We start from the raw sequence: 24,585 nt of genomic DNA, 5'->3' as shown, positions 1-24,585 counted from the left end.
GGATGGGAAGTATGAGCTTTTTAAAAAAATTAAAAGAAAAAATTTCAAAACAAACGGATACGGTAACAGAGAAGTTTAAACAAGGATTAGAAAAAACGAGAAATTCATTTGCTGATAAAGTAAATGAATTAGTGTACCGTTACCGCAAAATAGACGAAGATTTCTTTGAAGAATTAGAAGAAATTTTAATTAGTGCGGATGTCGGAGTTTCGACAGTGATGGAATTAATTGATCAGTTGAAAGAAGAAGTGCAACGTCGTAACATTCAAGATCCGAAAGAAGTACAGGCTGTTATTTCTGAAAAGCTAGTGGGCATTTACAAAGGTGACAGCGATTTTAGTAATGAAGTTAATATACAAGAGGATCAATTAACAGTAGTTTTATTTGTTGGTGTGAATGGTGTGGGGAAAACGACGACGATTGGTAAGCTTGCACATAAATTTAAATCAGAAGGTAAGTCTGTCCTATTGGCGGCAGGAGATACATTCCGTGCTGGGGCGATTGAGCAATTAGAAGTATGGGGCGATCGTGTTGGTGTAGAAGTAATTAAACAAGGGTCAGGATCTGATCCAGCGGCTGTTATGTATGATGCTGTACAAGCGGCAAAGGCCCGTAAAGTGGATGTATTGCTATGTGATACAGCGGGACGCTTACAAAATAAAGTAAACTTAATGAATGAGTTAGAGAAAGTGAAGCGCGTAATTGAGCGTGAAGTACCAGGGGCTCCTCATGAAGTATTACTTGTTATTGATGCAACAACAGGGCAAAATGGTTTAAGCCAAGCGAAAACATTCCGTGAAGCCACGAATGTTACTGGTATTGTTTTAACGAAGTTAGATGGAACTGCTAAAGGTGGTATCGTCTTAGCGATTCGTAACGAAATGGATGTTCCGGTGAAATTTGTTGGGCTAGGAGAGCAAATGGATGATCTGCAACAGTTTGATCCAGAACAATATGTTTATGGTTTGTTTGCGAACGTAGTAGAAACAGAAGAAGTGTAAGTGAAAGAAGCGGTATTTCCGCTTCTTTTTTTATAAAAATATGTGATGTTAAGAAAAAAACTTGACACTCTTTTATACTCCATGTAAACTAAGTCATGTAAAGGGAAATCACTTAACAAAGGATGATCCAACATGCTCGAGAAAACAACGAGAATGAACTATTTATTTGATTTTTATCAATCGTTGTTAACGCAAAAACAAAGAAGTTATATGTCGCTTTATTATCTAGATGATTTATCTCTTGGTGAAATTGCGGAAGAATTTGATGTAAGTCGCCAAGCCGTGTATGATAACATTAAACGGACTGAAGCGATGCTTGAAGAATATGAAGATAAATTAGTATTACTTCAAAAGTTTCAAGAGCGACAGCGACTTGTTGCAAAGCTAAAACAGCTACTCAGCGAAGAAGAGCATGTGAATGAAGAAATGAAACAAGTTGTTGAAGCTATCGAAAAATTAGATTAGGAGGGCGGCAATATGGCATTTGAAGGATTAGCCGACCGACTTCAACAGACAATGCAAAAAATCCGCGGCAAAGGAAAAGTTTCTGAAGCCGATGTAAAAGAAATGATGAGAGAAGTTCGTCTAGCTCTTTTAGAAGCGGATGTTAACTTTAAAGTAGTAAAAGATTTTATAAAGCGTGTGTCTGAGCGTGCTGTCGGACAAGATGTAATGAAAAGTTTGACACCTGGACAACAAGTAATTAAAATCGTACAGGAAGAACTTACAGAACTTATGGGCGGAGAGCAAAGCAAAATTGCTGTTGCTAATAAGCCACCTACTGTTATAATGATGGTTGGTCTGCAAGGTGCGGGTAAAACAACGACGACAGGTAAGCTTGCAAATTTGCTTCGTAAAAAGCATAATCGTAAACCGATGCTTGTTGCAGCGGATATTTACCGTCCAGCAGCGATTAAACAGCTTGAAACATTAGGGAAGCAATTGGACATGCCTGTTTTCTCCTTAGGAGATCAAGTAAGTCCGGTTGAAATTGCGAAACAAGCGATTGCGAAAGCAAAAGAAGATCATCACGATTACGTTTTAATCGATACAGCGGGTCGCCTGCATATTGATGAAGAACTAATGGGTGAATTAGCAAAAGTCAAAGAAGTTGCGAAACCGGATGAAATTTTCCTTGTTGTCGATGCGATGACAGGACAAGACGCGGTAAATGTAGCACAAAGTTTCCATGAACAGTTAGGATTAACAGGTGTTGTATTAACGAAATTAGATGGTGATACGCGCGGTGGTGCGGCATTATCTATTAAGGCTGTAACAAATACACCAATTAAATTCGCTGGTATGGGTGAAAAACTAGATGCAATTGAAGCGTTCCATCCAGAACGTATGGCATCCCGTATTTTAGGGATGGGCGACGTCTTAACATTAATTGAAAAAGCGCAAGCTACAGTTGATGAAGAGAAAGCAAAAGAACTTGAGCAAAAAATGCGTACGCTTTCGTTTACGCTTGACGATTTCCTAGAACAACTTGGACAAGTGCGTCAACTTGGACCGCTTGACGAATTGTTAGGAATGCTTCCTGGTGCAAATAAAATTAAAGGGCTGAAAAATGCACAAGTTGATGAAAAACAAATTGGGCATATTGAGGCAATTATTCGTTCTATGACTAAAGTAGAACGAGAACAACCGGAAATAATCAATGCTAGTCGTAAAAAGCGCATTGCCAAAGGTAGCGGTACAACGGTACAAGAAATCAATCGTCTAATCAAGCAATTTGATGATATGAAAAAAATGATGAAGACGATGACGGGAATGCAAAAAGGTAAGAAAAAAGGACTAGGTGGATTGAAGTTTCCATTCATGTAAGGAAAAAAGATGGCTCTGTTAAGAAAAAATACTTTACAAAGCAATAGTCTTTTTGCTAATATAATTATCTGTGTGAAATAAATTCGGAGGTGCTTTATAAATGGCAGTTAAAATTCGTTTAAAACGTATGGGAGCTAAAAAAACTCCTTTCTATCGTGTAGTTGTTGCAGATTCTCGTTCTCCTCGTGACGGACGTTTCATTGAGGAAATCGGTACTTACAATCCGGTTGCTCAACCAGCGGAAGTTAAGATCAACGAAGAAGCAGCATTAAAATGGTTAGGAAATGGTGCTAAACCATCTGATACAGTTCGTAACCTTTTCTCTAACCAAGGTATCATGGAGAAATTCCACTTATCTAAACAAGGTAAGTAATTGAGGCAATGACAATGAAAATGTTAGTCGAGACAATTGTTAAACCTCTTGTGGATCATCCTGGAGATGTAAAAGTTACACAGGAACTTTGCAACGGAGAAATAAAGTATCGATTAACTGTACATCCTGAGGATGTTGGAAAAGTCATTGGAAAGCAAGGGAAAGTTGCGAAAGCGATTAGAATGCTCTTGTATTCAGTGGGACATCATAATGATGAGAACGTCACACTGGAAATTCAATAAACGTAAAAAGGGCGAGGAGTTATTTCCTCTCCCTTTTTTAACATTTAAAGAGAAATTGCATGTTCCATATATAAAATGGAAATGCTTAATTTATATAGAAACCAGGGGTGACATACTATTTATGACAAAATGGTTTAATGTAGGGAAAATTGTAAATACTCATGGCGTAAAAGGAGAAATTCGTGTTATTTCTCGTACTGATTTTCCAGAAGAGCGATATAAAGTAGGGAACACGTTATACATATGGGATGAGAAAGGTACAGACTATCTTACAGTGAAGGTAACTTCTCATCGTCAACATAAGACATTTGATTTATTAACACTTGAAGGATACAACAATGTAGATGAAGTAGAGAAGTTAAAAGGTTCTTTAATAAAAGTACCAGAAGAGCAGTTAGGCGAACTAGCTGAAGGTGAATACTACTACCATGAAATTATTGGTTGCAACGTTGTAACGGAAGAAGGAGAAGCGTTAGGGACAATCAAAGAGATTTTATCTCCTGGTGCGAATGACGTTTGGGTGATTAAACGTCCAAAGGGTCAAGATTTGTTGATTCCTTATATTGATGACGTTGTACTTCAAGTTAACATTGAAAATAAATTAGTAACCATTCATGTAATGGAAGGGCTACTATAATGAAAATTGACATTTTAACATTGTTTCCAGATATGTTTACGGGTGTATTTGGTTCTTCAATTTTAAAGAAAGCACAAGAAAAAGAAGCGGTAGAGCTTCGTGTTGTCAATTTTCGTGAGTATACAACTAGTAAGCATAATAGTGTAGATGATTATCCGTATGGTGGGGGCGCTGGTATGGTATTAACCCCACAGCCTATCTTTGACGCAGTAGAAGAGTTAACGAAGGAAACAGACCGTAAGCCGAGAATCGTCTTAATGTGTCCACAAGGAGAGCGTTTCACGCAGAAGAAGGCAGAAGAGCTTGCTGGAGAAGAGCATGTTATTTTTGTATGTGGCCATTATGAAGGATACGATGAACGAATTCGTGAGCATCTTGTAACAGATGAGATTTCTATTGGGGATTACGTATTAACGGGTGGGGAATTGGCTTCTATGGTAGTCACTGACAGTGTTGTACGTCTTTTGCCAGGAGTGCTTGGGAATCAAACGTCACAAGTGGAAGACTCTTTTAGCACAGGTTTGTTAGAACACCCACATTATACACGTCCTGCTGATTTTCGTGGTATGAAGGTACCGGATGTACTAATGTCAGGAAATCATAAAAACATTGATGAATGGCGCCATAAAGAGTCACTACGTCGTACGTACACACGTAGACCGGATTTGCTGGAAGAACGAGAATTATCTAAGCAAGAAGAGAAATGGCTGGAACAGATTAAAGAAGACCGATAAGGGCTTGATATATTTTCTATTGCAACAGTCCTAGCAATATGCTATTATAACATTTGTGCTACTGAAATCAGTAGCCGTATTAACGATGTTCCGCTGTAATTTAATAAGACTTTATAAGAGCATCTGTTTAAAGGAGAGAATTTAATATGCAACAATTAATCACAGAAATCACAAAAGGCCAATTGAAAACTGACCTTCCTTCATTCCGTCCTGGAGACACTTTACGTGTACACGTAAAAGTAGTTGAGGGAACTCGTGAAAGAATTCAGCTTTTCGAAGGTGTTGTAATTAAACGTCGTGGTGGCGGAATCAGTGAAACATTCACAGTTCGTAAGATTTCTTACGGTGTAGGTGTTGAGCGTACATTCCCAGTTCACACGCCAAGAATCGCGAACATCGAAGTACTTCGCCGTGGTAAAGTACGTCGTGCTAAGTTATACTACTTACGTAACCTTCGCGGTAAAAAAGCACGTATTAAAGAAATTCGATAAGACATGTATGGGAGCTTGTAAATACACAAGCTCCCTTTTTCCAATCTATATGAAATTTTGGTATAATACGAGCAGCTTACATAACAGTGGAGGGGAAAGCATGAAGAAAGAGAAGAGCTCACTTTGGGAATGGATCAAAGCAATTTTGATTGCTGTTGTATTAGCGGGCGTAATTAGACAGTTTTTCTTTGCCCCAATTCTCGTAGACGGTGTATCGATGTCGCCGACTTTACATGACCGTGATCGAATGATTGTTAATAAAATTGGCTATCACATAGGTGATCCGAAACGCTTTGATATTATTGTATTCCGAGCGACGGAAGAAAAAGATTATATTAAGCGTATTATTGGCCTGCCAGGCGACGAAATCGAATACCGTAATGATAAACTATATGTTAACGGGAAACCTTATGAGGAGCCGTATTTAGATAAGCAGAAAAAACAACTTGCTGACGGACCGCTTACATATGATTTTACTCTTGAAGAAATGACAGGAAAGAAAACTGTTCCAGAAGGTCAATTATTTGTTTTAGGCGATAATCGTCGTTTTAGTAAAGATAGCCGTTCGATTGGTACAATTTCAATGGACCAAGTGATTGGTAAAGCAAATATGCTATATTGGCCGTTAAAAGATGCGCGTATTGTGAAATAAAAGAAAAAGAAGGTGGCAACATGGTAATTCAATGGTTCCCAGGACATATGGCAAAGGCTAGACGCCAAGTAACAGAAAAATTAAAGTTAATTGATGTTGTAATTGAGCTTGTAGATGCTCGATTACCTTTATCTTCTCGTAATCCAATGATTGATGAAATTATTACACATAAACCAAGGCTTGTTGTTTTAAATAAAGCGGATATGGCGGATGATCGTCTTACAAAGCAGTGGATTGCATATTTTGATGAAAGAGGTCAAAAGGCAATTTCAATTAATGCGCAAGCTGGACAAGGTATGAAAGAAATTGCAGCAGCTTGTAAAGTTCTTGTCAAAGAAAAATTCGATAAAATGGTTGCTAAAGGCATTAGACCAAGAGCAATTCGTGCTTTAATTGTAGGTATTCCAAACGTTGGTAAATCTACACTAATTAATAAATTAGCGAAGAAGAATATAGCAAAAACAGGAGATCGTCCTGGTGTGACAACGGCCCAGCAGTGGATTAAAGTTGGGAAAGAAATGGAATTATTAGATACACCAGGTATTTTGTGGCCTAAATTTGAAGATGAATTAGTTGGTCTTCGTTTAGCGACGACTGGTGCAATTAAAGATTCTATATTAAATCTACAGGATGTAGCTATTTATGCGTTACGTTTTATGGAAAAACATTATCCGGAACGTTTAAAAGAGCGATATAATTTAAATGACATTCCAGAAGAAATTGTGGAGTTATTTGATGCAATTGGAAAAAATAGAGGTTGCTTAATGGGCGGCGGAATGATTGATTATGATAAAACATCTGAGCTTATACTTCGTGAGCTTCGTGGTGGAAGATTAGGAAAAATGACATTTGAAACACCAGAAGAGTTTGCAGAGCAGGTAGAAGATGCGGAAAAAGTAGAAGAAGTATAAGACGTGCGTTTGTACGTCTTTTCTTTTTGGTTACGTTTAAAAGGAGTGTAAATAGATGCAAAAAATGACTATTCATGAAGCGGAATGTTTGCTGCAAGAAATTATGAATGAAGAAGACGAGCGTTTTCAAATGTTAGTGAAAGATGAGCGAAAAGGTGTTCAAAAACTAATTTTGAAGTGGTATAAACAAAAAGAGTTAGCGCAAAAAGAAAGAGAAAAATTTCTAGAAATGTCAAAGTACGAAAATGAGTTACGTGAAAAAGGGCTCACATACATTGCTGGTATTGATGAAGTGGGTCGTGGGCCGTTAGCAGGACCGGTTGTGACGGCGGCAGTCGTCCTTCCGGAAGATTTTTATATTCCAGGATTAAATGACTCGAAAAAATTAAGTGAAGCGAAACGTGAGCGTTTTTATGATGAAATTAAAGAGCATGCAATTGCGATTGGAGTTGGAATTATATCACCACAAGTTATTGATGAAATAAATATTTATCAAGCGACGAAGCAAGCGATGTTAGATGCCGTTGCTAATTTATCATGTACACCAGAATATTTATTAATCGATGCGATGAAGCTTCCTACATCAATTCCGCAAACATCAATCATTAAAGGTGATGCGAAAAGTGTCTCTATTTCAGCTGCATCTATTATTGCGAAAGTGATGAGAGATCGCATGATGAAAGAGTTAGGAGGAAAGTATCCTGCATATGGATTCGAACAACATATGGGATATGGGACGAAACAGCATTTAGAAGCGATTGAAGTACATGGAGTATTAGAAGAACATCGAAAATCATTCGCGCCAATTAAAGATATGATTCAAAAATAAGCTGTATATTCACAGCTTATTTTTTATTTTGGTATATAAACATTATTATTTTCGAAAAAGAATAAAGCGATTTCAGTTTTCTGACACTTTATTGTAGACAGCGTGCCAATCATCTTATACAATGGCAATGTAATGTTTTTTAAACATTAAAAAACTTTTCGAGTAAAACAGGAAAACAGGGGAGGATGGGACCATGAATATCCATGAGTACCAAGGTAAGGCAGTCCTTAGAAGCTATGGGGTTAGCGTTCCGAACGGGAAGGTTGCATTTACAGTAGAAGAAGCTGTAGAAGCAGCGAAAGAATTAGGAACGGAAGTATGTGTAGTTAAAGCGCAAATTCACGCTGGTGGACGCGGCAAAGCTGGCGGTGTAAAAGTTGCGAAAAATTTAGAAGAAGTTCGTACATATGCAGAAAGCATTTTAGGAACTACACTTGTGACGCATCAAACAGGTCCTGAAGGTAAGGAAGTAAAACGCTTACTTATCGAAGAAGGTTGCGATATTAAAAAAGAATATTATGTAGGTCTTGTATTAGATCGTGCAACTTCTCAAGTTGTTTTAATGGCATCTGAAGAAGGTGGAACAGAAATTGAAGAAGTAGCAGAAAAAACGCCTGAAAAAATCTTTAAAGAATATATTGATCCAGCAGTAGGTTTACAAGGTTTCCAAGCGCGTAGAATCGCGTTTAACATCAATATTCCAAAAGAACTTGTAGGACAAGCTGTGAAGTTTATGATGGGCTTATACAGTGCGTTTATCGAAAAAGATTGCTCTATCGCTGAGATTAATCCACTTGTTACAACAGGTGACGGTAAAGTTATGGCGTTAGATGCAAAATTAAACTTTGATTCTAATGCGTTATATCGCAATAAAGATATTTTAGAACTTCGTGATCTTGAAGAAGAAGATTCAAAAGAAATTGAAGCTTCTAAATATGACTTAAACTACATTCCTTTAGATGGAAATATCGGTTGTATGGTTAATGGTGCAGGTTTAGCAATGGCTACAATGGATATCATTAAACATTACCATGGTGACCCAGCTAACTTCTTAGATGTTGGTGGCGGCGCAACAGCTGAAAAAGTTACAGAAGCATTCAAAATTATCCTTTCTGACAAAAATGTAAAAGGTATCTTCGTTAACATTTTTGGTGGCATTATGAAGTGTGATGTTATCGCAGAAGGTGTTATTGAAGCGACGAAGCAGGTAGGCCTTGAGTTGCCTTTAGTTGTACGTCTTGAAGGTACAAACGTAGAGCTAGGAAAGAAAATTTTAAATGAGTCTGGTTTAAATATTGTTGCAGCAGAATCTATGGCAGACGGTGCACAAAAAATTGTTTCACTAGTGGGCTAATAGAAAGCGGGGGAGAAAAATGAGCGTATTAGTTAATAAAGATACAAAAGTTATTGTTCAAGGTATTACAGGTTCTCAAGGGTTATTCCATACAAAGCAAATGATTGAATACGGTACGAAAATTGTAGGTGGTGTAACACCAGGTAAAGGTGGCACTGATATTGAAGGCGTACCAGTATTTGATACAGTAGAAGATGCTGTGAAAGCAACAGGCGCAAACGCTTCAGTTGTATACGTTCCACCCGCTTTTGCGGCTGATGCAATTATGGAAGCTGTTGATGCAAAGGTTGATTTAGTAGTATGTATTACTGAAGGAATCCCTGTATTAGATATGGTAAATGTAAAGAGATATATGGCGGGTAAACATACACGTTTACTTGGACCAAACTGCCCTGGTGTCATTACACCTGACGAATGTAAAATTGGTATTATGCCAGGATATATTCACAAAAAAGGTCATGTTGGTATCGTATCTCGCTCTGGTACATTAACGTATGAAGCTGTACATCAGTTAACGCAAGAAGGTATTGGCCAATCTACTGCTGTAGGTATCGGGGGAGACCCTGTTAACGGTACGGACTTTATTGATGCGTTAAAAGCATTTAATGAAGATGAAGAAACGCATGCTGTAATTATGATTGGTGAAATCGGCGGTACGGCAGAAGAAGAAGCAGCAGAATGGGTACAAGCTAATATGACAAAACCAGTTGTAGGCTTCATTGGTGGTCAAACAGCGCCTGAAGGCAAACGTATGGGTCATGCTGGGGCGATCATTTCTGGCGGCAAAGGAACTGCTGCTGAAAAGATTAAAACAATGGAAGCTTGTGGTATTAAAGTAGCGGAAACACCAGCTGTTATGGGTGAAACATTAATCTCTGTTTTAAAAGAAAAGGGATTATTTGAGACTTGTAAAAACTACTAATCTTTTTGAAAGACACCTTCTTATTAGAGGGTGTCTTTTTACACATTTTTTGTTTACATAATAAAAATTATGGGTAAGGAGAATTGAGATGAAAAGAGAACGTTTATTGCACCTTCATTACATGTTGGCGGATCATTGGAAGGCGATGGAGAGACTACTATATGTTGATCCAGAACTGAAGGGAATATACACTTTTAGTCCGAAACAATTTGAATATTACGCTGGAATATCCTCGAAAAAATCTTTAGAACTAGTAAATTTTCTTCAAATTTCAAATCTCCAACAATATGTATCCCAGTTAGAAAAAAAGAGAATATTTTATATAACAATATGGGATAAGGACTATCCACAATTACTGCGAGAAATACAAGATCCCCCTTTTGTTTTATACGGAAAAGGAGAAGGAGATTTTCTAAATAAAGTAAATAAATTAGCGATTGTTGGAACGAGAGAACCGTCTTTATATGGAAAGGAGAGTATGAAGTTTATTTTACAACCTTTACTTGAAAAAGAATGGCTTATTGTTAGTGGGTTTGCAAGAGGGATAGATACAATTGCTCATGAAGTTACAGTAAGGCAGCATTGCCCGACCATTGCAATATTAGGACATGGATTATCTTATATGTATCCAAAGGAGAATAGAGGTTTATATGACACGTGGAAAGATTATATATTGTTATTGACAGAGTATCCGCCCCATTATGTGCCGAAAAAATGGTATTTCCCAAAAAGAAATCGAATTATTAGCGGTATAAGTAAAGGTGTTTTAGTTGTAGAAGCAAAAACGAGAAGTGGATCCCTTATTACTGCAGACCTTGCGCTAGAACAAAATAGAGAGGTGTTTGCGCTTCCTGGACCTATATTTATAGAGAGTGCAGCGGGAACGAATCATCTAATTCAACAAGGCGCAAAGCTAGTAAGAAATGTGGAGGATATCCTTGAAGAAATTTTAAATTAACCATATATTTTTATGTTTTTATTAAACAATTATTGACAAATGGTAGATTGTCGCTGTATGGTATATTCATTCTTGATTGACAAAAACAAGAGAAATCAATAAGATTGATGAAGACTTGAATCCACCTCTTAAGGAGGCACTAGCATGTCAGATTACCTCGTAATCGTGGAGTCGCCTTCTAAGGCGAAGACCATTGAAAAATATTTAGGGAAAAAATACAAAGTCGTCGCGTCCATGGGACATGTCCGCGATTTACCTAAAAGCCAAATGGGGATAGAAGTAAAGAATAACTTCACCCCGAAGTATATTACCATTCGTGGTAAGGGTCCCGTTTTAAAAGATTTAAAATCAGCGGCAAAAAAAGCAAAGAAAGTCTATCTCGCGGCCGATCCGGATCGTGAAGGAGAAGCAATTGCTTGGCATTTAGCAAATACGTTAAATGTGGACGTTGAATCAGATTGCCGAGTTGTATTTAATGAGATTACAAAAGATGCAATAAAAGAATCATTTAAATATCCTCGTGCAATTAATATGGATTTAGTAGATGCACAACAGGCAAGGCGTATACTCGATCGTCTTGTTGGTTACAATATTAGTCCTTTATTATGGAAGAAAGTAAAAAAAGGATTAAGTGCAGGACGCGTACAATCTGTAGCAGTTCGTTTAATCATCGAACGTGAAAAAGAAATTCAAAGTTTTGAACCTGAAGAATTCTGGACAATTAAAACAGAATTTGTGAAAGGGAAAGACACATTTGAAGCAAGCTTTTACGGTGTAGATGGTGAAAAAGTTCAATTAACGAACGAAGCACAAGTGAACGAAATAATCGAAAAGATGAAAGACAATGCGTTTTCGGTTGAAAATGTAACGCGAAAAGAGCGAAAGCGTAACCCTGCATTACCGTTTACAACATCTTCCTTGCAACAAGAGGCAGCGCGTAAGTTAAATATGCGAGCAAAGAAAACAATGATGCTTGCACAGCAGCTGTATGAAGGGATAGATCTTGGAAAACAAGGGACTGTAGGTCTTATTACGTATATGAGAACTGATTCAACACGTATCTCAGAAACAGCTCAAACAGAGGCTCGTGATTACATTACTGAGGCGTTTGGTGCGGAATACATAGGAACAGAGAAGAGGAAAGAAACGAAAAAGTCGAAAGCACAAGATGCGCATGAGGCGATTCGTCCTACTTCGGTAATGAGAAAGCCAGAGGAACTAAAAAGTTTCTTAAGTCGTGATCAACTCCGTTTGTATAAACTGATTTGGGAGCGATTTGTTGCAAGTCAAATGGCATCTGCTATAATGGATACTGTTACAGCGAAACTCATTAATAACAATGTTCAGTTCCGTGCAAGTGGATCAGTTGTAAAGTTCCCAGGATTTATGAAAGTGTACGTAGAGTCGAAAGATGATGGTGCGGAAGAAAAGGATAAGATGTTGCCACCGTTAGAAGTAGGTGAAACTGTATTTTCAAAAGATATAGAACCAAAGCAACATTACACACAGCCTCCGCCGCGTTACACAGAGGCTCGTCTAGTAAGAACACTTGAAGAGCTTGGAATTGGGAGACCGTCTACTTATGTACCGACACTTGAAACAATCCAAAAACGAGGATACGTTGCTTTAGATAATAAACGCTTCGTTCCGACTGAGCTTGGTGGAATAGTAATCGAACTTATTTTAGAGTTTTTCCCAGAAATTATTAACATTGAATTTACTGCCAATATGGAGCAAAGCCTTGATGAAGTAGAAGAAGGAAATGCAAATTGGGTGAAAATTGTTGATGATTTCTACGTAGGATTTGAACCGCGCTTAGAAAAAGCGGAAAAAGAAATGCGTGAAGTGGAAATTAAAGATGAACCAGCTGGGGAAGACTGTGAATTATGTAGTCACCCGATGGTCTTTAAAATGGGTAAATATGGGAAGTTTATGGCTTGTTCAAATTTCCCGGAATGTCGTAATACAAAACCGATTGTAAAAGAAATCGGTGTTACTTGTCCGAAGTGTGATAAAGGGCAAATTATTGAACGCCGTAGTAATAAAAAGAAACGCCTTTTCTACGGATGCGGTACGTATCCAGAATGTGACTTTGTATCTTGGGATAAGCCGATTGGTCGTAAATGTCCGAAGTGTGAAGGTATGCTCGTAGAGAAAAAGTTAAAAAAAGGCGTGCAAGTACAATGTATTTCGTGTGATTATGAAGAAGAACAACAAATGTGAGCGTAACTGCTCACATTTTTTTCGGGAAGAAAAGGAAAGGTGATATATATGACAACACAAGTAGTAAACGTCATTGGCGCAGGTCTTGCAGGAAGCGAAGCAGCTTACCAAATTGCAAAGCGTGGTGTCCAAGTAAAATTATATGAAATGAGACCAGTAAGGCAAACACCAGCTCATCATACAGATAAATTTGCTGAATTAGTATGTAGTAACTCACTTCGCGCAAACACATTGACAAATGCTGTTGGTGTTATTAAAGAAGAAATGCGTCTAATGGATTCTGTCATTATTCGTGCAGCTGATGAGTGCTCTGTACCAGCAGGAGGTGCTTTAGCTGTAGACCGTCATGAATTCGCGGCGAAAGTGACTGAATATGTGAAAAATCATCCGAACGTAACTGTAATGAATGAGGAAATCACTGAAATTCCAGAGGGACCAACTGTTATCGCGACAGGTCCACTTACGTCTCCGGATCTTTCTGCACAATTAAAAAAACTAACAGGTGAAGATTATTTTTATTTCTATGATGCTGCAGCGCCAATCGTTGAGAAAGACAGCATTGACATGAATAAAGTATATTTAAAATCCCGTTATGATAAAGGTGAAGCGGCATATTTAAACTGTCCAATGACAGAAGAAGAGTTTGATCGTTTTTATGAGGCTTTAATTGCTGCTGAGACAGTGCCTTTAAAAGAATTTGAAAAAGAAATTTTCTTTGAAGGTTGTATGCCAGTAGAAGTTATGGCAAGTAGAGGAAGACAGACGTTAGTATTTGGACCGATGAAGCCTGTTGGGTTAGAAGATCCGAAAACAGGGAAAACACCGTATGCGGTTGTTCAATTACGTCAAGATGATGCAGCAGGAACATTATATAATATTGTAGGCTTCCAAACACATTTAAAGTGGGGGCCACAAAAAGAAGTGTTACAGCTAATTCCAGGACTAGAAAACGCAGAGATTGTACGTTATGGTGTAATGCATCGTAATACGTTTATTAATTCGCCTAATTTACTTCGTCCAACATATCAATATAAACAACGTGATGATTTATTCTTCGCTGGTCAAATGACTGGTGTAGAGGGTTATGTTGAATCAGCAGCATCAGGATTATTAGCGGGTATTAACGCTGCTCGACTTGTAAAAGGTGAAGAGCCAGTTGTATTACCACCTGTAACTGCAATGGGAAGTATGGCAAATTATATTACTGCGACAAATGCGAAAAACTTCCAGCCAATGAATGCAAACTTCGGTTTATTTACACCGTTAGAGAAGAAAATTAAAAAGAAACAAGAGCGAAATGAAGCATATGCTACACGCGCTTTGGAAACAATTCAAAATTTTGTAAATATTTAATTAAATTTCTTGCAAAGGCTACTAAGTTGTGATACGATTTAGTAGCCTTTATTGAGGTGAATTATATGGATGTGAATGTGAAGAAATTGTTACAATTATTCGTTGGATATTTACAAATTGAAAGAAATTATTCAAAATATACAATTGCAAGTTATCAAAATGATTTAGAACATTTTGTGCAATTTATGGAGCGAGAAGGCATATCCTCTTTTTTAGATGTTACATACGCGGATGTTCGTTTATACTTGACGACGTTGCACGATCAGAAGTTAGCCCGTAAATCTGTCGCAAGGAAAGTATCAAGCTTACGAAGTTTATATCGTTTTTTGATGCGTGAAGGTTATCAAAAAGATAATCCGTTTGCACTTGCGTCACTTCCCAAGAAAGAATTGTCAATCCCAAAGTTTTTATATGCTGAAGAGTTAGAGGAATTGTTTGAAGTTTCTGATACAGGGGCACCATTAGGTCAAAGGAATCAAGCTTTATTAGAGTTGATGTATGCAACTGGGATTCGTGTAAGCGAATGCGTTAATTTGCAACTTACCGACATTGACTTTGCAGTGGGAACAATTTTAGTGATGGGAAAAGGGAAAAAACAAAGATATATTCCGTTCGGAAGCTATGCACAAGATGCTTTAATTACTTATATAGAGAACGGGAGAAAACAGTTAGCTCAAAAGACTGAAGAACAATCTCATATGGTATTTTTAAATGCGAAAGGTAAGCCGTTAACAGATCAGGGTGTACGTTATGTTTTGAACGAACTCATTAAGAAAGCTTCACTTACAATGCGGATAAGTCCCCATATGTTAAGGCATACATTTGCTACACATATGTTGGATGAAGGAGCGGATTTACGTACTGTGCAGGAGCTATTAGGTCATGAGAATTTGTCAACCACACAAATTTATACGCATGTCTCTAAAGAAAGATTGCGTTCTGTGTACATGAAGCATCACCCGCGGGCATAAATTGCTTTTAAGGCTATAAAAACATATAAAGGAGTTTTTTCTATGGGAAATTTCCACGCTACAACGATATTTGCAGTTCATCATAATGGAGAATGTGCAATGGCTGGAGATGGTCAGGTAACGATGGGAAATGCTGTTGTAATGAAACATACAGCTCGCAAAGTTCGCAAACTTTTCCAAGGGAAAGTTTTAGCTGGTTTTGCAGGATCAGTTGCTGATGCATTTACTCTTTTTGAAATGTTTGAAGGAAAATTAGAAGAGTATAATGGCAACTTGCAGCGCGCTGCAGTTGAGATGGCGAAACAATGGCGTGGTGATAAAATGCTACGTCAGCTAGAAGCAATGCTCATTGTCATGGATAAAACAACGATGCTCCTTGTTTCAGGTACAGGAGAAGTGATTGAACCAGATGATGGTATTTTAGCAATTGGTTCAGGCGGACATTATGCACTTGCTGCTGGTCGTGCTTTAAAGCAACATGCAAGTGAACATTTAACAGCGAAACAAATTGCGAAGGCCAGTTTAGAAATTGCAGGCGATATTTGTGTTTATACGAACCACAACATAATTGTTGAAGAATTGTAGAATCGTAAGGGAGGCATTTTATATGCATTTACATTTTACTCCGCGTCAAATTGTGGAAAAATTAGATCAATACATCATCGGTCAAAAAGATGCAAAGAAAGCGGTTGCTGTAGCTCTACGAAATCGATACCGTCGCAGTAAATTAGTTGAAAATTTACGTGATGAAATTGCACCTAAAAACATTTTAATGATTGGACCGACAGGTGTTGGTAAAACAGAGGTAGCACGGCGAATGGCGAAACTCGTTGGAGCACCTTTTATTAAGGTTGAAGCGACGAAATTTACAGAAGTTGGATATGTGGGTCGAGATGTAGAGTCGATGGTCCGTGACCTTGTTGAAACGTCTGTTCGCATTGTGAAAGAGGAAATGGTAGTTAAAGTTCAAGATAAAGCAGAAGAGCAAGCGAATCAACGTCTTGTTGAAATTTTAGTGCCGAGTCCGGAGAAGCAATCTGGATTTAAAAATCCATTAGAAATGCTTTTTGGTGGTAATCAAAATTCAAACCAAACATCTGATGCACAGGAAGATGATGAAATCGAAAAGAAACGTCAAGATGTGGAAAGAAAGCTTGCGGCAGGCCTTCTTGAAGATGAAGTGATATCAATCGAAGTGACGGAACAACAGTCTTCTATGTTTGATATGTTGCAAGGAACTGGCATGGAACAAATGGGAATGAATTTCCAAGATGCACTAGGAAGTATCATGCCGAAAAAAACGAAAAAACGTAAACTTTCTGTAAAAGAAGCAAGAAAACTCTTGACAAATGAAGAGGCACAGCGCTTAATTGATATGGATGAAGTTACACAAGAGGCTGTTTATCGTGCTGAACAGCTCGGGATTATTTTTATCGATGAAATTGACAAAATTGCTGGTAAGCAGTCGAATAGCGTAGATGTATCGCGTGAAGGTGTGCAACGTGACATTTTACCGATTGTAGAAGGATCGAATGTAGCAACGAAATACGGATCAGTAAAAACCGATTATATTTTATTTGTTGCAGCTGGAGCGTTCCATATGTCTAAACCGTCGGATTTAATTCCGGAATTGCAAGGGAGATTTCCGATTCGAGTAGAATTAACAAAATTATCGGCGGATGATTTTGTTAAAATATTAATCGAGCCTGACAATGCGCTAATTAAACAGTACACGGCGTTATTAGCGACTGAAGGTATAGAAATTGAATTTTCAGACGAAGCTATTCGTAAGATTGCTGAGATTGCTTATCAAGTTAATCAGGATACAGATAATATTGGAGCGAGAAGACTTCATACTGTTATGGAGAAGCTCCTTGAAGATTTATCGTTTGAGGCATCTGAAATTACGTTAGAGAAAATAACGATAACACCTCAATATGTTGAGGAAAAATTAGCGACAATAGCTAAAAATAAAGATGTGAGCCAGTTTATTTTGTAATAGTGTCATCAGGTGACTCGCCCTAGTTTCCAAGTGATGAAAAAATATGTAAGTAACATGTAGGAGGAAATTTTGAAATGGAATTATTAGCAAAAACGAGAAAATTAAATGCGTTATTACAGAGCGCAGCAGGAAAGCCTGTAAACTTTAGAGAGATGTCTGACACAATGTGTGAAGTAATTGAAGCGAACGTGTTCGTTGTAAGTCGTCGCGGTAAATTATTAGGATATGCGATTCACCAACAAATCGAAAACGAACGTATGAAGCACATGCTTGCAGAGCGTCAATTCCCAGAAGAGTATACGCAAAGTTTATTCAATGTTACAGAAACATCTTCAAATTTAGGTGTGGATAGTGACTACACAGCATTCCCAGTAGAAAATAGAGAATTATTCGGTCAAGGTTTAACTACAATCGTACCAATCGTTGGTGGCGGTGAGCGTCTAGGTACACTAGTATTAGCTCGTCTTGGTCAAGAGTTCTTAGACGATGATTTAATTCTTGCTGAATACAGCTCAACTGTTGTAGGTATGGAAATCTTACGTGAAAAAGCAGAAGAAATCGAAGAGGAAGCACGTAGTAAAGCTGTTGTTCAGATGGCGATTAGCTCATTATCTTACAGTGAGTTAGAAGCAATCGAGCATATCTTCGAAGAATTAAATGGAACAGAAGGTTTACTTGTTGCAAGTAAAATTGCTGATCGCGTAGGAATTACTCGTTCGGTAATCGTAAATGCACTACGTAAATTAGAAAGTGCTGGTGTTATTGAGTCTCGCTCTTTAGGTATGAAAGGAACATACATTAAAGTGCTAAACGACAAGTTTCTACAGGAACTTGCTAAATTAAAAACAAACTAATTTATAAAAAAACTCTCCTCGCTTGAGGAGAGTTTTTTGTTTTTTTAAGTGAATGATTTTGCTTACGTAAGGCGTCATGACAACATTCATTAGAAAACTATTAATTAACCTTCAATTCCTTGCTTAAAGGAATTGAAGGTTGGTAATACTAGGATTTGAGCGTGAAAAAAAGAAAGTTTTACATTGTTCGCATTTTCGACTTGATTGTAATATTTCAGTATGATATAGTAAGCAGTGGTGTCAGTACAAAGTACACACGTTTACTGATTTAAGTGTTGGTGCTACGTTCGTAGTTTCGCTTAGAGATGAAGTAAACGGAGGATATCAAAAAAACCATTTAGGAGGAACTAAATTATGTCAGTAATTTCTATGAAACAATTGCTTGAAGCTGGTGTTCATTTCGGACATCAAACTCGTCGTTGGAACCCAAAAATGAAGCGTTACATCTTCACAGAGCGTAACGGTATCTACATCATCGACTTACAAAAAACTGTGAAAAAAGTTGAGGAAGCTTACAGAACGATGCGTGACATCGCTGCTGAAGGTGGAGACATTTTATTCGTAGGTACTAAAAAACAAGCACAAGAAGCTATTAAAGAAGAAGCAACTCGTGCTGGTATGTACTTCGTTAACCAACGTTGGTTAGGTGGAACTTTAACAAACTTCCAAACAATCCAAAAGCGTATCAAGCGTCTTAAAGATATCGAAAGAATGCAAGAAGATGGTACTTTCGAAGTACTTCCTAAGAAAGAAGTTGTTCAACTTAAAAAAGAGTTAGAGCGTCTTGAGAAATTCTTAGGCGGTATTAAAGATATGAAAGGTCTTCCAAGTGCATTATTCATAGTAGACCCTCGTAAAGAGCGTATTGCAGTTGCTGAAGCACGCAAATTACACATTCCAATCATCGGTATCGTTGATACAAACTGTGATCCGGACGAAATCGATCACGTTATTCCAGCAAACGATGATGCAATTCGTGCTGTAAAACTTCTTACATCTAAAATGGCAGACGCGATCCTTGAAACAAAACAAGGTGAAGAAACTGTTACTGCGTAACAAATTTGGAAAGGTGATAAGGGGTTCGGCCTTTTATCACCTTTTTTAAGGTATAAACACCTTTATAAAAGGTATAAATACATATTTTAGGAGGATGAAAAATATGGCAATCACTGCACAAATGGTAAAAGAACTTCGCGAAAAAACTGGCGCAGGTATGATGGACTGCAAAAAAGCTTTAACAGAAACTAACGGCGACATGGAGAAAGCAATTGACTTCTTACGTGAAAAAGGTATTGCGAAAGCTGCTAAAAAAGCAGACCGCATCGCTGCTGAAGGTTTAACTTTCATCGAAACAAACGGTAACGAAGGTTTAATCTTAGAATTAAACTCTGAGACTGATTTCGTTGCGAAAAACGAAGGTTTCCAAGCGTTAATTAAAGAATTAGCTGCTCACTTATTAGCTAACAAACCTGCTAACGTTGAAGAAGCTATGGCTCAAACAATCGAAGGCGGCAAAACAGTAGAAGAGCACATCAACGAAGCAATCGCTAAAATTGGTGAAAAACTTACACTTCGTCGTTTCGAAATCGTATCAAAAACTGATGCTGATGCATTCGGCGCTTACCTACACATGGGTGGACGTATTGGTGTATTAACAGTTCTTGAAGGTTCTACTGACGAAGCAGCTGCTAAAGATGTAGCAATGCACATCGCAGCAGTTAACCCTAAATACATCGACCGCGATGCTGTAACAGCTGAAGAAGTTGAGCATGAGCGTCAAGTATTAACACAACAAGCTTTAAACGAAGGCAAGCCTGAAAAAATCGTTGCGAAAATGGTAGAAGGCCGTCTTGGCAAATTCTTTGAAGAGATTTGCTTACTTGACCAAACATTCGTTAAGAATCCTGACATGAAAGTTCGTCAATTCGTTGAGTCTAAAGGCGGAACATTAAAAGGATTCGTTCGCTACGCTGTTGGTGAAGGTATCGAAAAACGCGAAGACAACTTTGCTGAAGAAGTAATGAACCAAGTAAAAGGTAACAACTAATACAGATTAGGGAACACATTGTGTTCCCTTTTTTAAAATAAAGATGTAAGCAATTGGAGGTTCATTATGAGTAAACCGAAATATAATCGTGTCGTTTTAAAGCTGAGCGGAGAAGCTTTAGCTGGCGAGCAAGGATTTGGAATTAACCCAGCTGTTATTAAGTCAGTTGCGGAACAAGTGAAAGAAATTGCAGAACTTGATGTAGAGGTTGCTGTTGTTGTTGGTGGCGGTAACATTTGGCGTGGGAAAATTGGAAGTGAAATGGGCATGGATCGTGCAGGAGCAGATTACATGGGCATGTTAGCAACAGTTATGAATTCATTAGCTCTTCAAGATAGCTTAGAGAATATTGGAATTCAAACTCGCGTACAAACTTCAATTGAGATGCGTCAAGTGGCAGAGCCTTACATTCGTCGTAAAGCAATTCGTCACTTAGAGAAAAAACGTGTTGTTATCTTTGCTGCAGGTACAGGTAACCCATACTTCTCTACAGATACAACAGCAGCATTACGTGCAGCTGAAATCGAAGCGGACGTTATTTTAATGGCGAAAAATAATGTGGATGGCGTATATAGTGCAGATCCATCTATTGACCCAACAGCTACGAAATACGAAACACTTACTTACTTAGATGTATTAAAAGCAGGTTTAGGTGTAATGGATTCTACAGCTTCTTCTTTATGTATGGATAATGATATTTCATTAATTGTATTCTCGGTTATGGAAAAAGGTAACATTAAACGTGCCGTTTTAGGCGAAAATATTGGAACAGTTGTAAGGGGGAAATAAATTATGGGACAACAAGTATTGAAGTCTTCAAATGAAAAAATGGAAAAAGCAGTTGCTGCTTATTCTCGTGAATTAGCAACAGTTCGCGCTGGTCGTGCAAGCTCGTCTGTATTAGATAAGGTACAAGTTGATTACTATGGTGCACCAACACCAGTTGTGCAATTAGCGAACATTACAGTTCCAGAAGCACGTTTGCTTGTAATTCAACCTTATGATAAAACTTCTATCGGTGATATTGAAAAAGCAATTTTAAAAGCAGATTTAGGCTTAAACCCTTCTAATGATGGAACTGTAATTCGTATTGCATTTCCTGCATTAACAGAAGAGCGTCGTCGCGATCTTGTAAAAGTTGTGAAGAAATATGCTGAGGAAGCAAAAGTTGCTGTTCGTAACGTACGTCGTGACAGTAATGATGACCTTAAGAAGCTTGAAAAAGCTGGCGACATTACAGAAGATGATTTAAGAGGATATACTGAAGATATCCAAAAAGAAACAGATAAATATATTGCAAAAGTTGACGAAATCGCAAAAAACAAAGAAAAAGAAATTATGGAAGTGTAATAGCGATAATTTCGCAAATATGACCCTCTTCTTAAGGGGGTCTTTTTACACTTTTAGGCATACGTCTGCTTGTTGGAGGGTATGAATGATGTTTAAAAAGTTTCCTTTTTTTAAAAGTAAAAAGGTCACATCGTTTGATCATCTCATTGAAAAAGTGAAAAAAGGATATATCCCAGAACATATTGCTATTATTATGGATGGTAATGGAAGATGGGCAAAGAGAAGAGCCATGCCTCGCATTGCTGGTCATCATGAAGGTATGCAAGTTGTGAAGAAAATCACAAAATTTGCAAGTAAGCTTGATGTGAAAGTATTAACTCTTTATGCTTTTTCGACTGAGAACTGGAAAAGACCGAAAAAAGAAGTTGATTATTTGATGAAGCTTCCAGAAGAATTTTTAGGTGCATTTTTACCAGAGTTGATTGAAGAAAACGTACAAGTCCGAGTAATAGGGCAAAAAGATCGTCTTCCTACGCATACGCGCAGAGCGATGGAAAAAGCCATGGAAGATACGAAAGAGAATACGGGATTAATTCTTAATTTCGCGTTAAACTATGGAAGTCGAGATGAAATCGTTTCTGCTGTGCAACATATGATGAAAGATAGTGAGGAAGGAAAAATTCGTTCGGAAGAAATAAGTGAAGAAAAGATTTCTTCTTACTTAATGACGAGTTCTTTACCTGATCCAGAGTTGTTAATCCGTACAAGCGGAGAGCTACGTATTAGTAATTTCATGTTATGGCAAATTGCTTATTCGGAATTTTGGTTTACAGATGTGTATTGGCCAGATTTTACCGAGGAACATTTGCTAAATGCGATTACAGACTTTCAACATAGAGGGCGCAGATTCGGAGGCGTGTAGAAAGAGAGGGTTTGGTAGTGAAACAGAGAATTATTACTGGAGTGATTGCTGCCGCGCTATTCATTCCCATCGTAATTTACGGTGGCGTGCCTTTTACAGTTTTAGTGTATGCACTTGCTTCTATAGGTTTATATGAATTAATTCGTATGAACAAGCTTACGCTTATTTCGGTACCAACAGTTTTAGCTGCAGTATTATTGTGGATTATTTTAATTCCGAGTAGTGCATCAGAACTGTTTACGTGGATTGGGTTAGGTAAATTAGAAATCACATTTGTGATTGTTTTATTACTTTTATCATATACAGTCCTTTCTAAGAATACATTTACTTTTGACAATGCTTCATTTTTACTTATGGCAACGACATATGTTGGAATGGGATTCTTATATTTAAATGAAACGAGAATATTAGGAATCAAATATGTGTTCTGTGCACTATTTGTCATATGGGCAACTGATTCAGGTGCATATTTCATAGGGAAAGCATTTGGAAAAAGAAAATTATGGCCAGAAATTAGTCCGAATAAAACGATTGAAGGTTCATTAGGCGGTATTGTTTGTGGAATTGTTGTTGCACTTGTTTACAATATGTTCTTCCCAGTTGAAGCGAATGTAGGAGTTTTAATCGTTCTGACGATTATCATTTCTATTTTTGGACAAATTGGTGATTTAGTGCAATCTGCATTTAAACGCCATTATGGTGTAAAGGATTCAGGTACAATTTTACCTGGACATGGTGGTATTTTAGATCGAACAGATAGTTGGTTATTTGTGTTACCAATTCTATACTTCTTATTACAATACAATTAATAAATGAACGAGGGGTTGGAGTCATGAAAAACATTAGTTTACTAGGTGCAAGCGGATCAATCGGTACACAAACATTAGATGTGTTACGCTCGCACCCAGACCAATTCCGTCTCGTTGCTTTTTCTGTAGGGAAAAATGTTGATTATGCAGTAAAGGTAATTCAAGAATTTTCCCCGCAAATTGTCTCTGTGCAAAGAGAGGAAGATGTTTTAAAATTACAAGCTGTTTCTGGTAATACAAAAGTAGTATATGGTAGCGAAGGCTTATTAGAAGTAGCGCTGCACCCAGATACAGAAATTGTAGTGAATGCTGTTGTAGGTAGCGTAGGGTTGTTACCGACACTCCGCGCAATTGAGGCGAAAAAAACAATTGGAATTGCAAATAAAGAAACGTTAGTAACTGCAGGGCATCTTGTAATGGAAGCAGCACGAAAACATAATGTATCGTTACTTCCAGTAGACAGTGAACATTCAGCTATTTTTCAATGCTTGAATGGTGAAAATGAAAAAAGAATCTCTCGCTTAATTATAACTGCTTCAGGCGGAAGTTTTCGTGATAAAACGAGAGATGAATTGCATCAAGTGACCGTAGAAGATGCACTTCGTCATCCAAACTGGTCAATGGGTTCGAAAATTACAATTGATTCTGCTACAATGATGAATAAGGGGCTAGAAGTAATTGAAGCACACTGGCTTTTTGGTATCCCTTATGAGCAAATCGATGTTGTTCTACATAAAGAAAGTATTATTCATTCTATGGTTGAATTTGAAGATCGTAGTGTAATGGCACAGCTTGGCTCACCTGATATGCGAGTACCGATTCAATACGCGCTTACATATCCTGATAGATTGCCTCTTTCAGACACGAAACAGTTAAATTTATGGGAAATGGGAACATTGCATTTTGAGAAAATGAATCAAGAGCGTTTCCGTTGTCTACGTTTTGCGTATGAAGCTGGAAAGACAGGTGGAAGTATGCCGGCTGTAATGAACGCGGCAAATGAAGTAGCTGTTGAAGCTTTTTTACAAAAGAGAATTGGTTTCTTAACAGTGGAAGACCTCATTGAAAAAGCAATGCACCATCACACTGTCATTGCACGTCCGAGCTTAGAGGAAATTCAGGAAATTGACGCAGCCACAAGACGGTTTGTGATGGAACAAATTTAGCAAAGGTGGTTATGGAA

27 protein-coding genes are annotated in these 24,585 nt (G+C 37.8%); all 27 read left to right on the top strand.

Annotated elements, in window-relative coordinates; translation table 11 throughout:
- The first annotated feature begins 11 nt into the window (after window positions 1–11).
- The 27 genes from ftsY (at window position 12) to dxr (ending at window position 24,568) form a co-directional block, all read left to right on the top strand.
- Window positions 12–1,001 carry a signal recognition particle-docking protein FtsY gene (gene ftsY / locus NSQ08_RS17805; protein WP_002185064.1) on the top strand — a complete coding sequence of 330 codons (990 nt, stop codon included), beginning with the start codon at window positions 12–14 and terminating at the stop codon, window positions 999–1,001.
- Between the two features lie 132 nt (window positions 1,002–1,133).
- Window positions 1,134–1,466: a putative DNA-binding protein gene (locus NSQ08_RS17800; RefSeq protein WP_002033794.1), complete on the top strand. Its 333-nt coding sequence runs from the start codon at window positions 1,134–1,136 to the stop codon at window positions 1,464–1,466.
- A gap of 12 nt (window positions 1,467–1,478) precedes the next feature.
- The gene (gene ffh / locus NSQ08_RS17795; RefSeq protein ID WP_002014519.1) at window positions 1,479–2,828 is read left to right on the top strand and encodes a signal recognition particle protein; all 1,350 of its coding nucleotides are present in this window, start codon (window positions 1,479–1,481) and stop codon (window positions 2,826–2,828) included.
- 100 nt (window positions 2,829–2,928) lie between these two features.
- Window positions 2,929–3,201, top strand: coding sequence for a 30S ribosomal protein S16 (gene rpsP, locus NSQ08_RS17790; RefSeq protein ID WP_000268750.1), 273 nt, complete (start codon window positions 2,929–2,931; stop codon window positions 3,199–3,201).
- A gap of 14 nt (window positions 3,202–3,215) precedes the next feature.
- Window positions 3,216–3,443 carry a KH domain-containing protein gene (locus tag NSQ08_RS17785; protein ID WP_002088196.1) on the top strand — a complete coding sequence of 76 codons (228 nt, stop codon included), beginning with the start codon at window positions 3,216–3,218 and terminating at the stop codon, window positions 3,441–3,443.
- A gap of 121 nt (window positions 3,444–3,564) precedes the next feature.
- Window positions 3,565–4,080, top strand: coding sequence for a ribosome maturation factor RimM (rimM, locus tag NSQ08_RS17780; protein ID WP_002014521.1), 516 nt, complete (start codon window positions 3,565–3,567; stop codon window positions 4,078–4,080).
- Window positions 4,080–4,814 (top strand): tRNA (guanosine(37)-N1)-methyltransferase TrmD, encoded by a 735-nt coding sequence (gene trmD / locus NSQ08_RS17775; RefSeq protein ID WP_002014522.1) that lies wholly within the window; start codon window positions 4,080–4,082, stop codon window positions 4,812–4,814. The genes rimM and trmD overlap by 1 nt, the downstream gene beginning before the upstream one ends.
- A 146-nt stretch (window positions 4,815–4,960) precedes the next feature.
- Window positions 4,961–5,305 (top strand): 50S ribosomal protein L19, encoded by a 345-nt coding sequence (gene rplS / locus NSQ08_RS17770; RefSeq protein ID WP_002014524.1) that lies wholly within the window; start codon window positions 4,961–4,963, stop codon window positions 5,303–5,305.
- A gap of 100 nt (window positions 5,306–5,405) precedes the next feature.
- Window positions 5,406–5,957, top strand: a complete 552-nt coding sequence (gene lepB / locus NSQ08_RS17765) for a signal peptidase I (protein ID WP_002066791.1) — start codon at window positions 5,406–5,408, stop codon at window positions 5,955–5,957.
- A 20-nt stretch (window positions 5,958–5,977) separates the two neighbouring features.
- Window positions 5,978–6,868, top strand: coding sequence for a ribosome biogenesis GTPase YlqF (ylqF, locus tag NSQ08_RS17760; RefSeq protein ID WP_002014526.1), 891 nt, complete (start codon window positions 5,978–5,980; stop codon window positions 6,866–6,868).
- Window positions 6,869–6,923: 55 nt separating this feature from the next.
- Window positions 6,924–7,697 (top strand): ribonuclease HII, encoded by a 774-nt coding sequence (locus NSQ08_RS17755; RefSeq protein WP_340777528.1) that lies wholly within the window; start codon window positions 6,924–6,926, stop codon window positions 7,695–7,697.
- 193 nt (window positions 7,698–7,890) lie between these two features.
- The gene (gene sucC, locus NSQ08_RS17750; protein ID WP_002014529.1) at window positions 7,891–9,051 is read left to right on the top strand and encodes an ADP-forming succinate--CoA ligase subunit beta; all 1,161 of its coding nucleotides are present in this window, start codon (window positions 7,891–7,893) and stop codon (window positions 9,049–9,051) included.
- Window positions 9,052–9,070: 19 nt separating this feature from the next.
- Window positions 9,071–9,973, top strand: a complete 903-nt coding sequence (gene sucD / locus NSQ08_RS17745) for a succinate--CoA ligase subunit alpha (protein WP_002033796.1) — start codon at window positions 9,071–9,073, stop codon at window positions 9,971–9,973.
- A gap of 88 nt (window positions 9,974–10,061) precedes the next feature.
- Complete coding sequence (gene dprA / locus NSQ08_RS17740; protein WP_340777522.1) at window positions 10,062–10,931, top strand: DNA-processing protein DprA; 870 nt, start codon at window positions 10,062–10,064, stop codon at window positions 10,929–10,931.
- A gap of 144 nt (window positions 10,932–11,075) precedes the next feature.
- Window positions 11,076–13,154, top strand: a complete 2,079-nt coding sequence (gene topA / locus NSQ08_RS17735) for a type I DNA topoisomerase (protein ID WP_002088184.1) — start codon at window positions 11,076–11,078, stop codon at window positions 13,152–13,154.
- A 48-nt stretch (window positions 13,155–13,202) separates the two neighbouring features.
- Complete coding sequence (gene trmFO, locus NSQ08_RS17730) at window positions 13,203–14,507, top strand: FADH(2)-oxidizing methylenetetrahydrofolate--tRNA-(uracil(54)-C(5))-methyltransferase TrmFO (RefSeq protein ID WP_002014534.1); 1,305 nt, start codon at window positions 13,203–13,205, stop codon at window positions 14,505–14,507.
- A gap of 71 nt (window positions 14,508–14,578) precedes the next feature.
- On the top strand, window positions 14,579–15,478 hold the full coding sequence (gene xerC / locus NSQ08_RS17725) for a tyrosine recombinase XerC (protein WP_078175468.1): 900 nt from the start codon (window positions 14,579–14,581) through the stop codon (window positions 15,476–15,478).
- A 42-nt stretch (window positions 15,479–15,520) separates the two neighbouring features.
- Window positions 15,521–16,063 carry an ATP-dependent protease proteolytic subunit HslV gene (gene hslV / locus NSQ08_RS17720; protein ID WP_002014538.1) on the top strand — a complete coding sequence of 181 codons (543 nt, stop codon included), beginning with the start codon at window positions 15,521–15,523 and terminating at the stop codon, window positions 16,061–16,063.
- A gap of 22 nt (window positions 16,064–16,085) precedes the next feature.
- Entirely contained in the window at window positions 16,086–17,477 is a 1,392-nt protein-coding gene (gene hslU, locus NSQ08_RS17715; RefSeq protein ID WP_002014539.1) for an ATP-dependent protease ATPase subunit HslU, read from the top strand.
- 77 nt (window positions 17,478–17,554) lie between these two features.
- A complete protein-coding gene (codY, locus tag NSQ08_RS17710) occupies window positions 17,555–18,334 on the top strand; it encodes a GTP-sensing pleiotropic transcriptional regulator CodY (protein WP_002014541.1) in 780 nt (259 codons plus the stop codon).
- A 354-nt stretch (window positions 18,335–18,688) separates the two neighbouring features.
- Window positions 18,689–19,390, top strand: a complete 702-nt coding sequence (gene rpsB / locus NSQ08_RS17705; protein ID WP_002088178.1) for a 30S ribosomal protein S2 — start codon at window positions 18,689–18,691, stop codon at window positions 19,388–19,390.
- Between the two features lie 103 nt (window positions 19,391–19,493).
- Window positions 19,494–20,381 carry a translation elongation factor Ts gene (gene tsf / locus NSQ08_RS17700; RefSeq protein WP_002088177.1) on the top strand — a complete coding sequence of 296 codons (888 nt, stop codon included), beginning with the start codon at window positions 19,494–19,496 and terminating at the stop codon, window positions 20,379–20,381.
- A 66-nt stretch (window positions 20,382–20,447) separates the two neighbouring features.
- The gene (gene pyrH / locus NSQ08_RS17695) at window positions 20,448–21,170 is read left to right on the top strand and encodes a UMP kinase (RefSeq protein WP_002014544.1); all 723 of its coding nucleotides are present in this window, start codon (window positions 20,448–20,450) and stop codon (window positions 21,168–21,170) included.
- 3 nt (window positions 21,171–21,173) lie between these two features.
- A complete protein-coding gene (frr, locus tag NSQ08_RS17690; protein ID WP_000531506.1) occupies window positions 21,174–21,731 on the top strand; it encodes a ribosome recycling factor in 558 nt (185 codons plus the stop codon).
- An 85-nt stretch (window positions 21,732–21,816) separates the two neighbouring features.
- The gene (locus NSQ08_RS17685; RefSeq protein ID WP_002014545.1) at window positions 21,817–22,593 is read left to right on the top strand and encodes an isoprenyl transferase; all 777 of its coding nucleotides are present in this window, start codon (window positions 21,817–21,819) and stop codon (window positions 22,591–22,593) included.
- Window positions 22,594–22,610: 17 nt separating this feature from the next.
- A complete protein-coding gene (cdsA, locus tag NSQ08_RS17680; RefSeq protein WP_002088171.1) occupies window positions 22,611–23,402 on the top strand; it encodes a phosphatidate cytidylyltransferase in 792 nt (263 codons plus the stop codon).
- Between the two features lie 23 nt (window positions 23,403–23,425).
- Window positions 23,426–24,568, top strand: a complete 1,143-nt coding sequence (gene dxr, locus NSQ08_RS17675) for a 1-deoxy-D-xylulose-5-phosphate reductoisomerase (protein ID WP_002014547.1) — start codon at window positions 23,426–23,428, stop codon at window positions 24,566–24,568.
- The last annotated feature ends 17 nt before the right edge of the window (window positions 24,569–24,585 follow it).

It is taken from the genome of Bacillus sp. FSL E2-8887 (assembly GCF_038007205.1).
Classification (GTDB): domain Bacteria; phylum Bacillota; class Bacilli; order Bacillales; family Bacillaceae_G; genus Bacillus_A; species Bacillus_A mycoides.
The sequence above is the reverse complement of the archived record's forward strand: the minus strand, read 5'-3'. Positions and strand labels throughout refer to the sequence as shown.

Coding starts and splice junctions, on each gene's coding strand:
- ftsY (WP_002185064.1), top strand. CDS start 12: ATGAGCTTTTTAAAAAAATTAAAAGAAAAAATTTCAAAACAAACGGAT.
- NSQ08_RS17800 (WP_002033794.1), top strand. CDS start 1,134: ATGCTCGAGAAAACAACGAGAATGAACTATTTATTTGATTTTTATCAA.
- ffh (WP_002014519.1), top strand. CDS start 1,479: ATGGCATTTGAAGGATTAGCCGACCGACTTCAACAGACAATGCAAAAA.
- rpsP (WP_000268750.1), top strand. CDS start 2,929: ATGGCAGTTAAAATTCGTTTAAAACGTATGGGAGCTAAAAAAACTCCT.
- NSQ08_RS17785 (WP_002088196.1), top strand. CDS start 3,216: ATGAAAATGTTAGTCGAGACAATTGTTAAACCTCTTGTGGATCATCCT.
- rimM (WP_002014521.1), top strand. CDS start 3,565: ATGACAAAATGGTTTAATGTAGGGAAAATTGTAAATACTCATGGCGTA.
- trmD (WP_002014522.1), top strand. CDS start 4,080: ATGAAAATTGACATTTTAACATTGTTTCCAGATATGTTTACGGGTGTA.
- rplS (WP_002014524.1), top strand. CDS start 4,961: ATGCAACAATTAATCACAGAAATCACAAAAGGCCAATTGAAAACTGAC.
- lepB (WP_002066791.1), top strand. CDS start 5,406: ATGAAGAAAGAGAAGAGCTCACTTTGGGAATGGATCAAAGCAATTTTG.
- ylqF (WP_002014526.1), top strand. CDS start 5,978: ATGGTAATTCAATGGTTCCCAGGACATATGGCAAAGGCTAGACGCCAA.
- NSQ08_RS17755 (WP_340777528.1), top strand. CDS start 6,924: ATGCAAAAAATGACTATTCATGAAGCGGAATGTTTGCTGCAAGAAATT.
- sucC (WP_002014529.1), top strand. CDS start 7,891: ATGAATATCCATGAGTACCAAGGTAAGGCAGTCCTTAGAAGCTATGGG.
- sucD (WP_002033796.1), top strand. CDS start 9,071: ATGAGCGTATTAGTTAATAAAGATACAAAAGTTATTGTTCAAGGTATT.
- dprA (WP_340777522.1), top strand. CDS start 10,062: ATGAAAAGAGAACGTTTATTGCACCTTCATTACATGTTGGCGGATCAT.
- topA (WP_002088184.1), top strand. CDS start 11,076: ATGTCAGATTACCTCGTAATCGTGGAGTCGCCTTCTAAGGCGAAGACC.
- trmFO (WP_002014534.1), top strand. CDS start 13,203: ATGACAACACAAGTAGTAAACGTCATTGGCGCAGGTCTTGCAGGAAGC.
- hslV (WP_002014538.1), top strand. CDS start 15,521: ATGGGAAATTTCCACGCTACAACGATATTTGCAGTTCATCATAATGGA.
- hslU (WP_002014539.1), top strand. CDS start 16,086: ATGCATTTACATTTTACTCCGCGTCAAATTGTGGAAAAATTAGATCAA.
- codY (WP_002014541.1), top strand. CDS start 17,555: ATGGAATTATTAGCAAAAACGAGAAAATTAAATGCGTTATTACAGAGC.
- rpsB (WP_002088178.1), top strand. CDS start 18,689: ATGTCAGTAATTTCTATGAAACAATTGCTTGAAGCTGGTGTTCATTTC.
- tsf (WP_002088177.1), top strand. CDS start 19,494: ATGGCAATCACTGCACAAATGGTAAAAGAACTTCGCGAAAAAACTGGC.
- pyrH (WP_002014544.1), top strand. CDS start 20,448: ATGAGTAAACCGAAATATAATCGTGTCGTTTTAAAGCTGAGCGGAGAA.
- frr (WP_000531506.1), top strand. CDS start 21,174: ATGGGACAACAAGTATTGAAGTCTTCAAATGAAAAAATGGAAAAAGCA.
- NSQ08_RS17685 (WP_002014545.1), top strand. CDS start 21,817: ATGATGTTTAAAAAGTTTCCTTTTTTTAAAAGTAAAAAGGTCACATCG.
- dxr (WP_002014547.1), top strand. CDS start 23,426: ATGAAAAACATTAGTTTACTAGGTGCAAGCGGATCAATCGGTACACAA.